At 38.9% G+C, this 12,265-nt stretch carries 9 protein-coding genes; 4 read left to right on the forward strand and 5 right to left on the reverse strand.

Annotated features, from left to right (window positions below; translation table 11 throughout):
- Positions 1-23: 23 nt before the first annotated feature.
- Positions 24-989, reverse strand: coding sequence for a UV DNA damage repair endonuclease UvsE (gene uvsE, locus G8782_RS17300; protein WP_172373563.1), 966 nt, complete (start codon positions 987-989; stop codon positions 24-26).
- A gap of 415 nt (positions 990-1,404) precedes the next feature.
- Here uvsE and G8782_RS17305 point away from each other — a divergent pair, with 415 nt between their 5' ends.
- The gene (locus tag G8782_RS17305; RefSeq protein ID WP_172373565.1) at positions 1,405-1,710 is read left to right on the forward strand and encodes a monooxygenase; all 306 of its coding nucleotides are present in this window, start codon (positions 1,405-1,407) and stop codon (positions 1,708-1,710) included.
- Between the two features lie 221 nt (positions 1,711-1,931).
- On the opposite strand, the gene G8782_RS17310 is transcribed toward G8782_RS17305, so the two are convergent.
- Entirely contained in the window at positions 1,932-2,867 is a 936-nt protein-coding gene (locus G8782_RS17310; protein ID WP_172373567.1) for an LCP family glycopolymer transferase, read from the reverse strand.
- 575 nt (positions 2,868-3,442) lie between these two features.
- Between G8782_RS17310 and G8782_RS17315 the strand changes: the two genes are divergently transcribed.
- On the forward strand, positions 3,443-6,760 hold the full coding sequence (locus G8782_RS17315; protein ID WP_172373569.1) for a trifunctional glycoside hydrolase family 18/polysaccharide deacetylase/glycosyltransferase family 2 protein: 3,318 nt from the start codon (positions 3,443-3,445) through the stop codon (positions 6,758-6,760).
- Between the two features lie 282 nt (positions 6,761-7,042).
- On the opposite strand, the gene G8782_RS17320 is transcribed toward G8782_RS17315, so the two are convergent.
- The gene (locus G8782_RS17320) at positions 7,043-7,423 is read right to left on the reverse strand and encodes a YmaF family protein (RefSeq protein ID WP_172373571.1); all 381 of its coding nucleotides are present in this window, start codon (positions 7,421-7,423) and stop codon (positions 7,043-7,045) included.
- Positions 7,424-7,613: 190 nt separating this feature from the next.
- On the opposite strand from G8782_RS17320, the gene G8782_RS17325 reads away from it, so the two are divergent.
- Positions 7,614-7,820: a hypothetical protein gene (locus tag G8782_RS17325; protein ID WP_172373487.1), complete on the forward strand. Its 207-nt coding sequence runs from the start codon at positions 7,614-7,616 to the stop codon at positions 7,818-7,820.
- A 218-nt stretch (positions 7,821-8,038) separates the two neighbouring features.
- Here G8782_RS17325 and G8782_RS17330 read toward each other — a convergent pair whose 3' ends face one another.
- Complete coding sequence (locus G8782_RS17330) at positions 8,039-9,499, reverse strand: PQQ-dependent sugar dehydrogenase (protein ID WP_172373573.1); 1,461 nt, start codon at positions 9,497-9,499, stop codon at positions 8,039-8,041.
- Positions 9,500-9,827: 328 nt separating this feature from the next.
- Between G8782_RS17330 and G8782_RS17335 the strand changes: the two genes are divergently transcribed.
- Complete coding sequence (locus G8782_RS17335) at positions 9,828-10,004, forward strand: hypothetical protein (RefSeq protein ID WP_172373575.1); 177 nt, start codon at positions 9,828-9,830, stop codon at positions 10,002-10,004.
- A 113-nt stretch (positions 10,005-10,117) separates the two neighbouring features.
- On the opposite strand, the gene G8782_RS17340 is transcribed toward G8782_RS17335, so the two are convergent.
- Positions 10,118-12,187: a catalase gene (locus tag G8782_RS17340; RefSeq protein WP_172373576.1), complete on the reverse strand. Its 2,070-nt coding sequence runs from the start codon at positions 12,185-12,187 to the stop codon at positions 10,118-10,120.
- Positions 12,188-12,265 lie beyond the last annotated feature (78 nt).

The following is a 12,265-nucleotide window of genomic DNA, read 5'->3' on the forward strand; positions in this document are numbered from 1 at the left end:
CAACATTTTGACTCTCCCTTTCGTTATCTTAAGAAGAAAGAAGAGCCATCAATTATTTCAACATCTTCCCTTGCTTTTATTTCATCCATTAATTTGAAAAGCGCTTCATCTTTCCTCTTGGCTTCAATCATACAGTCAATTTGTGGAATACTACCCTTTATTACTTTAAGAAATCTAAAAAACATATCGACATCTATATAATCTGAGTGATGGCGATATTCTTTTTCACTTTTAGGACTAGAGATATGCATTTTTATTGGGAGCGGGGAGTTCCGCCATGTCTGCACAACTCTATCCCAGTTGTGTTCCCAATTTGGATCTTGGTGATGGGCGAGATGATGATGATAATCGAAAACTAGAGGTATATCTAGTTTTTCACATAAGTAAAGTGTATCTTCTAACATAAAAGAAGTATCATCATTTTCAAGCATGATCATCGTTTGAATCCTTTTTGGGATGTCCATCCAATTATCAACAAAACGTTCAAGTGAGATTTCGGTTTCTTTATAATTACCACCAACATGCATGACGCAGCGGTGATTTGGGTCAACCCCCATCGTCTTTAATAATAAGTAATGCAGCTTTAAGGTCCTTATTGAATTTTTCAAGACATGCTTATCTTTAGAATTAATTAGAACAAAGTGATCTGGATGAAAATCAACTCTTATCTGATGTTTTTTTGCGAAAAATCCAATCTCACGTAGCTGCTCTTTTAATGGCTTTATATAATTCCAATCAAGAAGCTCTTCGTGGTTTGCTAAAGGGATGAGGCGAGAGGTTAATCGATAAAAATGAATATCAGACGTTGCATTATGTTTTAACAGTCTTAGTGTGTTGTGCAAATTCGATAGTGCAATACGTTCTAATTTACGAATGGCAGCTTCCCGGTCATCAATTTTTTCAAATTGAGCAAATGTCATCGTTTGCGACGGGGAGGCATTTTTAAGTTCCATACTCATTGCGACATAACCAAGCCGTACAATCGTCATTGATTTCACCTCAGCAGTTTTATTTATTCTAATCAAAACGTTGTATACCGTGTAGAAGTTAAATTTTTTGATGGACTGGCATCCCATAAGCCCAATGCATTTGCTACATATCCGAACCGAATTTTCATCGGATTTTCCCTTTTAACACTTTGCAGTTGAAATCTATTTTGATAGATTATTATCAAGATGTTATAAATATTAAGGTGTAAATGATATATAATTACATTATCCGCGAAACTCCATTTATGTATACACAGAATGAGAATGGAAAAATCATGAATTCTTAACGAGGATTTCTGATTTTACCTCACACTGATCCTTAAAATGTCTTATTCTTTGTCGAGAGCAGTATTGAGTATTATTTTTATTTTGGGTGGTATTATAGATACAATGGCGACCAAAAGGAGTGCTAATCATGAAATATGTATTACAAGTAGATTTTAAAATGGATGGCCCATTCGGTAAAGAAATGTCAAAGGCTTTCGTTGATCTAGCCGAGAGTATTAATAATGAGTCAGGTGTGGTTTGGAAGATTTGGACAGAGGATGCGGCTGCTAAGGAAGCTGGCGGGATATACTTATTCGAAACGAAAGAGGATGCTGAAAAATATTTAGTCATGCATTCAAATCGATTAACCAGTTTTGGTATTACTGATGTTCGAGGTAAAATTTTTGAAGTGAACGAAGCATTATCAATTATTAATAACGCACCAATTAAATAATAAATATTACTTACAAAAATAGGGCGCTTTAATTCCTAACATATAAATATCTTTAAAGGTAAAGGCCTTCCATCTGTTCACTGAACTGATGGAAGGCCTTTTCAAAGTGAAAGTATTCATTATTGTGGGAAGGGTAGCGCAGAGCAGGTGAAGCACTTTCTTTAGATTTTAATGTTTAGCAAATTTCTCTCTAGGGAAGTCACACTTGATTAGAATGTAAGTTATTGAATATCCAAGTGTTTCTTAATCGTTTTAGACAATTTTGTTCGTTCTTCCTCAGGCACAATGTAGTAATAGACTTCCTTTTCTTCCTTGCCACTTCCGTTTATTTGGATTTGTTCAAGATTGTGACGTGTGATTGAGTAGTTCGCCTGAATGTCTTTCAATTCCTCAAACGTTAAATTTGTTTTTACATTTTTGGCGATTACCTCTAATATGCTTCCATAGTTTGTGAGTGTTCCAAGTTGTACTGCTTCTTTGATAAAACCTTGAATGATTTTACGCTGGCGTTCTTGTCGTCCTATGTCACCCTGTGGGTCAAGAGCTCGCATACGAGAATACTTCAATGCTTCCTCACCATTCAATTCCAGTTTACCGACAGGGAAGTTTGTCCCATTATAGAAAAAGTCCAAGGTGTTATTCACGGTTACACCGCCAACAGCATCTACCAGATCCTTAAAACCATCCATATTTACTTCCACGTAGTAGTCTATCGGGGCATCTAGAAAATTTTCAATGGTTTTAATGGACATGTCGACTCCGCCGTATGTATACGAATGATTGATTTTATCCTTTATTCCTTGGCCGACGATTTCGGTGTATGTATCACGAGGAATGCTTACCATTTTAATAGATTTATCCCCCGGGTTTGCTGTTAATAGAATTAGTGAGTCTGGACGCCCGCGGTCACCTTCGCGCTGGTCCACCCCGAATAATAGAATAGATATGGGATCTCCTGCTGCCAAATTAATAACACGTTGCTCAGATTCTGAACGATTTAGTGGTTCATGTGTTTTTTTGAGTGTGCCAGCAACAGAGTTATATACAGAAAAACCGTATGCACCTGCACCTAAAATAAGGGAGAAAATAACTATAAGTGTAATTTTGAATCCTATCTTCCTTTTTTTAGGGGATGGTGATTTATGTTCCTGTTCCATTCAAACACTTCCTTTCCAGTAATCTCGTTTTATTTTAGCATCAATAAAATATATAGGTATCCAACAAAATAACCGGAGAAGCTTCAATTATACTGGATTTTACCTCTATTGGTATAATGTTCCTGGGCAAGAGGAACCTCTTTTCGCCAACATAATGTTTCGCCTATATTAAATTTTTATTACAAAAATCGTAATATTGCTGAAATAAGTGCTAGATTTCACTTAAAATTATTCAAGTAAACAATAAATTGGAGTAATTTTAAGAGGAAAAGGTCAAAGGAACTATGAATATTAGCAAGTAAATTATTGTTTTGCTTGGGCATAGCTTGAAAGTGGCAGATGTCCGAGATACATGGATAAATCAGCTTATATCTTCTTATAAATCCTTTTGTTATTCTTATTAATGGATTGGAAGACTGGAAGAATTTACAGCTCTTGCTATCTGCGGTTTTCTTTCTAATTGGCAATTCCTGGCTTGTATGAAAGTGTGAACAATCCACTTTACTAAAATAGAGAATAGGAAAGTTCCTAGGAATCGTGCTTATGCAAAGATCAAAAATGAGGTAGGTAACACAATGAGAAAAAAGAATTTCCGGAGCAGAAATAAAAATAAAAAAACATATTTGCACTTTGAGAACGAGAAAAATGATTTTATTTTTGAAAGCGAATCGAACAAACGTTGGAGTATTCTTACTATATTCTCAACCATTCTAGTTATTCTATTCTGTTTGTTAATCTTTTTTGGAGGATTGGGTCTATATGCTGATCCCCATCTTCCTCAACTGAAGACAAAAGAAGCGGATGAATTTTCGCACATCCATTCATCCGAAACAATGACTTCCTTAAAGAATGTATCTGCAAATACCGATACGAATAGGGAGTATCTCCAGCAGGAAATTGCTTATAACGATGATGTTTACGCATTTTATGTGAATTGGGACAGCAATAGTGAACAATCGTTGAGGAAAAATATTGATACAATCGATGTTCTGGTTCCGCAATGGTTGAGTTTGAATGCTGAATTGGAGCTTGAAACCGATATTGAGCCAGAAATAGTAGAGCTCGCCAAAAAGAATGGTGTTAAGATCGTGCCGTTAATTCACAACATACAGAATGGCAAGTGGAATCAGGAGACAGTTCATCAACTTTTAAATTCTCCTGAAGAACAAGCGAAATTAATTAATAAACTGCGTAAACTTATTAAAAAGCATAACTTTGATGGAATCAATATTGACTTTGAGAATCTAAACAAGAACGACCGGGATTTATTGACTCAGTTTATGGAGGAGCTGTACACGAGTTTTCATGCTGAAGGCCTCTCTGTATCCATCGATGTGCCGGCTGCCAATGATGCGTTTGATTATAAAGGACTGGAAAAGCACGTTGATCAGATGATTGTGATGGCATACGATGAAAATGTGGACAATCCTGGCACGATTGCTTCTTCATCCTGGTTTAAAGAGATTCTCTCAAAACTACCTAAAGAAAAGCTGATCGTCGGGCTTGGGAATTATGGATACGACTGGGAATGGGAAAGCCAACAGCCGGGAGAAGCAGTTTCCTTTGATGACGTTACAAGACTAGCAGAAAAAGCGAACTTGAATATCCAATGGGACGATATGAGCCAAACTCCTTACCTTAAATATATGAAAAACAACAAACTACATGAAATATGGTTCCTAGACAGTGCAACCTTCTATAACCAATTGAAAATGTCTACTGAGGCTGGTGCGCAGGGCATTGCGCTCTGGAGACTCGGATCAGAGGATCCATCTCTTTGGGATATTCTCAGAGGGCATAAAATGGAAGAATTGCTTACTGTCAAGAATGGAGGAAATATTTACAGTACAGGGGATGGGAATATCTTCAGGGCGAAAGAGAGCCGGAAAGAGGGGGAACGCAGCCTTCAGTTTAATGACTCCGGCTTTATCACGAGCGAAACTTATATTTCCAACCCGATATCATCGGAGTTTGAGCGTTTAAGCCAACCCGGGGAAAAGGAAATCGTCCTAACCTTTGATGATGGGCCTGACCCTAAATATACGGAAAGCATATTGGAAATCCTGAAACAATACAATGTTAAAGCTTCGTTTTTTATCATTGGAAATAAGGCAATCCACAATCAAGGTATTATTAAACGAATTCATCGGGATGGCCATGAAATCGGTAACCATACGTTTTCTCACCCAAAAACAAATGAAATGTCCGATAAACAGTTAAAGCTTGAGCTAAATGGTACTCAACGCATCATTCAAGGAATTACAGGACATACCACCTCGTTGTATCGGTCCCCTTATGGAGATGAAGAGGCAAAATTCATGCCAGCACATTTTCAAAAATTAGAGGATGTCACACAATTGGGGTACATCACCGTCAATTATGATGTAGATTCAAAAGACTGGAAGCTGCGTGATAGCAAGGCCATTGCGGAGAATGTCTTGAAGCAGGTATCGAGCGGCGACATTATTCTACTTCATGACGGCGGCGGAGATAGGCAGGCTACCGTCGAGGCACTGCCTGAAATTATTGAACAGTTACAGAATAAAGGGTATAAATTTGTGACGGTCAGCGATCTAATGAATCAAAGGCAAAGTAATATTATGCCGCCAGTCGCAAAGGTGGAAAATCAGATTATGCAAAGCTACAAAGTGATGCTATTCAATATAGCAAACTTTAATCAGGTTATTTTCATTTTACTTTACAGTGCGATGTTCATTTTAGCTCTGCGCATTTTGATTCTAGGGAGTTTAGCTTTAATACATAAAAAACGTGTCAGACATCCGGTAGGGCGGTCTACCCCATCTGTAAGTGTTATTATTGCGGCCTACAACGAAGAGAAGGTTATAAATAGAACCATCGAGTCGATCCTGAAAAGTGATTATCCAAACCTAGAGGTCATTGTTGTCGATGATGGTTCTACAGACCAGACCTCCTTGGTTGTATCCCGTGAGTACGAAACTAATGAAAACGTACTTATTTACAACAAGAAGAATGGGGGAAAAGCTTCAGCGATTAATCTGGGTGTCAAGCAGGCAAAGGGTGATATTCTTGTTGCCATTGATGCGGATACAGTTGTTACCGCTGATTCGATTTCGATGCTTATTCGACATTTTGATGATGAAACTATTGCGGCGGTATCTGGAAATGTGAGGGTCGGGAACAGGGAAAACCTGTTAACTGCTTGGCAACATATTGAGTATGTAACCGGATTTAACTTGGAGAAGCGCGGCTTTGCCACTCTTAATTGCGTCCCAGTAGTCCCGGGAGCTTTTGGCGCGTGGCGCAAACAGGTGGTTGAAAAGCTAGATTATTTTTGCAAAGATACGCTTGCCGAAGATACAGACATGACGTTGAAAATCCTTCGACAAGGCTATAAAGTTGTGATTGATGAACAGGCCTACGCCTATACGGAGGCACCTAAAACGATTAAAGATTTCCTGAAACAGCGATTCAGATGGACCTTTGGAACTTTACAATGTTTTTGGAAGCATAAGAAAGCGTTTGGGGGAATAAAACATAAATCACTGGGATTCATTGCCCTCCCTAATATGCTTCTATTTCAGTTTATTGTTCCTTTCTTTGGTCCGATTTTAGATGTATTGTTTCTATTAGGAATCCTGGCAGGGTATGCCCAAAAATCAATACTGATTTTCGGGAGTTATCTCTTGGTCGATTTCCTTGTTTGCTTAGTTGCTTTCAGGATGGAGAAGCTTAGCTTTAAACCGCTTATTTTCTTGTTCCTGCAAAGAATTTTCTACCGTTACTTACTGCTATGGGTAACGTGGAAATCTATTTTTGCTGCACTAAAAGGAACCCGGGTTGGCTGGGGAAAATTGAAGCGGACAGGAGACCTGAAAGTAGAGCCACGATTGAATGTGAAACGCACCACCTAAAATGGACAATTCTCCCTTTTGCTACCTAGATGATTTAAAAAAACTGAGGCTTCCCATTAGTTGTTAAAACTTTTGGGAAGCTTCTTCTCATTTCTTTTACGTGGGGATAGACATCATTGAACATCTTTTTCCGAGTACTACACCAACATCCTCTGCAAGAAACTATGTGTGTAACAATTTACAAATGAAAGAGTAAACGCACCCCATTGAAGAGTAACAAACCCTTCGAGGTCCAAAGGGTTTGTTTGGTTAATCATATAAATGGCTAGTCAGAAAACACCATCACAAACTTGTTCTACCGATATAACCGTGTCTATGGGGATTAGCACCATTTACAGTAGTAAAACCACTAAACTCATGATAATGACCGCCGTTAGGAAGTGGAATAGCTGGCCCGGTAACTCCACGAATCTCATGTCGATGTCGATCATCGACAGATGTAAAAGTAAAGTATCTATGGGTGTGTGGGACACCACTTGGAGCTGGTTCAGTAGTTCCGGCATATCCATGATTATGTCCTGCATCAAAAGAAGTGACACCTCTAAATTCGTGGACATGAGCAGGCACGGGTCTTCCATCCCATTGAGTAATAAGAAGCTGATGGGAATGCATAGGATCAAAATCATCAGAATGATACATGAATCCAGAAACTGGTATTTCCAAAAGTATAACTCCTTTTTGCTTTTTCACTACTATATGTATGGGAGGTGAAAAAGGATTCTAACTTATGTCGATAAAGAGGTTTGTTAGTAAAAATACGCCACACTTGTTAAACCGATTAAATATAGGCGAATGTACAGACAGTAAATCTTACATAGCATAACCTAAACTGAAATCAAAAGGAGGAAATATAATGAGACAATTTGATTATGATCGATATGACAGATACGACGATGATGATGACTATGAATACGATTATGACAGTTATGGGAGACGTCGCAGAAGACGGCGGCGCCCGCGTCAACGATACCCATTTTTCCCGATTTATCCATTCTACCCAATCTACCCACCATACCCGCCATACTATCGCTATCCATACTACCGTCCTTATGGCTATTAACGTATAATACTCTAACCATGACCGACAGAATTATATAGATACTGTATTCCCGTTTCGTTTATTGAAAGAGAAATACAGATATTTAGGATGAAATCTATTTGTTCGGCTTTTAAATACCCGGAAAAATAAACAAACAAGGGAGCGTAGGTGCTCACTTGTTTGTTTTATATTTAGATTCAATTAAATTCAATTAAATTAAATTAAATCCATATCTGCTATTAAGTCGATGGAACAATTTCAAAAACGGTACCTTGGTTATAATCAGTTACATTCATAGAGCCATAAACCCCTAAATATATTCTGGTTTGATTCAGATTTGTTCCTAAACTAACATAATAAGCTGACCCGGAACCAAAGTCATAATCGGTTTGAATCACACTAAAATCATTTGGTTTACCATCATTTCTGACCCTGCTATAAGCTAAAACCCCTCTTCCCGGAGGCGCAGATTCCTCATCCCGAGCAAAATCGGTGAAAACAATACTTCCTGTTAAATCGGCGACAGCATTCCCCATATAGGCTTGCACTCCTGTAAGTGCAGTTCCTCCAAACTTATCGGGCCTAGGATCTTTATGAAAATAACTAGTTAAAGGCCGAAGACGTCTCGATGTTGTTTCTACTGCTTCATTGTAATAAGCAATTGTTTTCTCATCCAAAGTCGGATTTGCAGAGCAGCCCCTTATAATCGAAGCAGGAAAATCACCTTCCCACCCTCGCCAGCCAAAGTTAATAAATCCTTCTTGGTCAGGTTCAGATTTCATTAAAGAAGTTTGGACAAGTTGAGTAACCGGTATTTGTTTATAATGAACGAATGAAAAAATCGACTCCACCAAATCCTGTCCGACATTTCCCACATATTTGATATACTGATTATAAACCCTTTGAAATGAAATGCCTGGCATATTTCGAACGCCTTTGGCAATGACCGTAAGTGTTTCCTGAATTGGTGCGGGAAGTTCATTAAAACGTGTGACTACGGGTGGATTATAGATAAATGTATTCTTATCTACATCAATTTCAATTATTTTACCGGCTATTTCCATATCGTTCTGACTCAAATTAAATGGATCATAGCCTGATCCGCCATCTCCGGTTGTTAAAATAAGTTTCCCTGTTTCAGGTGAGAAGTTTAAGCTGTTGACACCATTATGATTAAAAAATGGTCTTCTCAAGTTGAGTAATGTCCGCCGTTTTTGAGGTTGGCCATTCGATTGTAAAACCCATTCTTCAACTGTATCAATATGATCATATTGAGTTTCTCTATTTGTCCACCTTAGATTTAAAGTACTGGGATCGCACGGGTTAGGATTAAAAAATTCAGGAAGAGCATCTTGACCTTGTCTTACAGCTTCTGGGCTAGGGAGAGCACCAGGACCTTGTGTTCCAGCTACAGAATAATGAAGATAAAACAGACCGTTGTAATAAAAGTCGGGATGAAACGCTAGACCTAGCAATCCTCGTTCATCATATCCACCATCAGAAACCCCTAGTTTTATGATTCGCGGGCGGATATCTAAAAAAGTTCTTATCACTCCGTTTCGTATGTAAAAGATTTCTCCTACCTGGGTTGCAATAAATAATGTTTCAATTGAGTCGCCCGGAAGTATAGTTGTTTTCAATACAGTGGGTAAATTCACCTTATTTACAATGGGCCTTAAACTCACCTTAACTTTTATCAACTTTACACTCCTTCTAATTGTTTTTCTTATTAAGAATATGAATAGAACTGTTCTATTAGTACCAAATCAGGGGCGTAGAATCTGACAAGGCGTTGTACCATTTTCTGCACCTGCATCGAATGAATCCAGGACGGTCTTTTTATATGGCTATACTGCCGTGCAACGCTATGGGCTTCGTATTTAAATTTATCATTAATAAGCACTTGTCCCCCTGGCCCTCAGAACAACGACGTACCTTAAAGGGAGTGGAAAGGATTGTCCTATAAGGTTAAGTTACTTGCAAACCCAATCTTCTTTCTCTCAAATAGCTAGAAAGGAGGGGGACTACATGTCGCTATTTTTTGAAGATGAAATACAAAGAGTGAAGAGAAGTACTGATCGCTCTGGATTAGAAATCTTAATGTCTCAAGATCCCCGTAATAAACCGAATTGGTCTTACGGAAGTCTCAACACTTCTTCTCGAAGGAATCACGGTAAGACCGAAGATCGACAAGATAACTCGTAGAACAACAGTTAAGAAAGCGCTGACCTATCTTCGGGTTAGCGCTAACTTTTGTTATTAATAAAAGAGCATCAGCCAATATTCTAGGCCGATGCTCTTTACGTTTGACACATTAATCATTTCAGGATTTCACGATTCCAATGTCTATGAGCTGCTACTGCGGCAATGAAATCTTCATTGAAATCTTTTGCTTCATCAGCGAAAACAATACCCGGTTCAGTCTTGGATGAAGAAAATAGCCGTTTGGCGGTTGTTGCGATACCGATTGGTTTGTAATGACGGAACGCTTCATTAATAAAATCGGCAATGTCATTTTCAAATTTTTTCTGGTTATCCGCTTTGCCTCCGACAACATATAAACCATCATACAAGACTGAATGGACCGTTAAAAATGTTTCATTCACTTCGACAGTTAATTGATTGTTGCTGTCGTTAACTTTACCTTGTTTTTCACTAACTATATCGACTATCATGCCTGCATTTGCTAACGCATCAACAACTGATTTCACTTCATCTCCGTCGAAATTATTGCCGATCAACACCGCGATTTTACGCGTATTTGGCAGCTTAGCTGTCGACTCTTGGCTTAATGCTGGAGATGATGCTGTTACTTTTGATTCTTCGACAGCTGCTGGCGGATTAACGCCTACTGCATCTGCGATGGTTGTTGCAAGTGCATGATCAACATTGGCAAACATATCAACAACTTGTTGTTTAACATCTTTGTTCTTGACTTTCCCGACTTCAAAACTGAAGGCGTCTATAATATGTTGTTTTTCAGGCGGTGTCATGCTGTTCCAAAAAAGACGGGCTTGGGAGAAGTGATCTTTGAATGAATCACTGCGCGCTTGAATTTTTCTGCCATCTATTTTTTCTTGGTAATGGACATAACCGCCTTCATCTTCTGTTGAAGTTTCGGGCGTGTTATCCGCCAATGAGTTTTTATGATAACTTACTTGTCCAACGTTAATCGTTTGTCTGCCATAACCATCGCGTTGGTTATTATGGAATGGACATACTGGGCGATTGATAGGCAGTTCGTGGAAGTTCGGTCCTCCAAGACGAATCAGTTGAGTATCTGTATAGGAAAAGAGTCGACCTTGTAAAAGTGGATCATTCGTGAAATCGATACCCGGAACGACGTTTCCTGGATGAAAGGCAACTTGTTCTGTTTCTGCAAATACATTGTCGACATTGCGGTTCAATGTTATTTTTCCGATTAATTTTACGGGAACTTGTTCTTCAGGCCATATTTTTGTCGGATCCAAAATATCAAAATCAAACATGAATTCATCTTTTTCTTCAATAAGTTGTACGCCGAGATGAAATATGGGAAAGTTCCCTTGATTGATTGATTCCCATAAGTCGCGACGGTGGAAATCAGGGTCTTTTCCGTTTAACTTCTGTGCTTCATCCCAAACCAGGGAATGGACGCCAAGTTCAGGTTTCCAATGAAATTTAACGAAATGCGCTTTACCTTCTTCGTTCACCAAACGGAATGTATGAACGCCGAATCCTTCCATCATTCTATAGCTTCTGGGGATTGCGCGGTCGGACATATGCCACATGACCATATGTGCAGATTCCTGATTATTGGCCACGAAATCCCAAAATGTATCATGTGCGGAAGAAGCTTGCGGCATTTCATTGTGCGGTTCCGGTTTTACTGCATGTATGAGATCCGGGAATTTTATCGCATCTTGAATGTGGAACACGGGCATGTTGTTCCCGACTAAATCATAATTTCCTTCTTCCGTGTAAAACTTCACCGCAAAACCGCGTACGTCTCGCACGGTGTTTGCGGATCCGCGATTTCCCGCCACTGCTGAGAATCGCGTGAATACCGGAACTTTAGATCCTGGCTCTTGTAGAAATTTCGCTTTCGTATAGTCCTTCATCGATTCATATAATTCGAATTCCCCGTGGGCCCCGTATCCTCTCGCATGAACAACTCGTTCCGGGATTCTTTCATGGTCAAAATGTGTGATTTTTTCACGTAAATGAAAGTCTTCCAAAAGGGTTGGCCCTCTAACACCGGATTTTAATGAATGCTCATCCTCAGAGACTCGGAGCCCTTGATTTGTCGTTAGCTTTTCATCTTTTTCATAAGAACGGAAAGTTTCCAATTGCTCGTCCTTGCTTCTTTCATCGACATTGCGGTTTTCAGTCAAGTTGAATTCCTCCATTCGAATAATTAGTAATCTACTAAACTGTTCCCGAATGGTGTTTCCTTAAACGTTATTATTTCTGACACAATACACTGC

It is taken from the genome of Sporosarcina jiandibaonis (genome assembly GCF_013184495.1).
Lineage (GTDB): Bacteria > Bacillota > Bacilli > Bacillales_A > Planococcaceae > Sporosarcina > Sporosarcina jiandibaonis.

Excerpts from the sequence above, each read along its gene's own strand:
- uvsE (WP_172373563.1), bottom strand. The coding sequence starts at position 989 with ATGACGATTGTACGGCTTGGTTATGTCGCAATGAGTATGGAACTTAAA.
- G8782_RS17310 (WP_172373567.1), bottom strand. The coding sequence starts at position 2,867 with ATGGAACAGGAACATAAATCACCATCCCCTAAAAAAAGGAAGATAGGA.
- G8782_RS17340 (WP_172373576.1), bottom strand. The coding sequence starts at position 12,187 with ATGGAGGAATTCAACTTGACTGAAAACCGCAATGTCGATGAAAGAAGC.
- G8782_RS17315 (WP_172373569.1), top strand. The coding sequence starts at position 3,443 with ATGAGAAAAAAGAATTTCCGGAGCAGAAATAAAAATAAAAAAACATAT.
- G8782_RS17305 (WP_172373565.1), top strand. The coding sequence starts at position 1,405 with ATGAAATATGTATTACAAGTAGATTTTAAAATGGATGGCCCATTCGGT.
- G8782_RS17325 (WP_172373487.1), top strand. The coding sequence starts at position 7,614 with ATGAGACAATTTGATTATGATCGATATGACAGATACGACGATGATGAT.
- G8782_RS17335 (WP_172373575.1), top strand. The coding sequence starts at position 9,828 with ATGTCGCTATTTTTTGAAGATGAAATACAAAGAGTGAAGAGAAGTACT.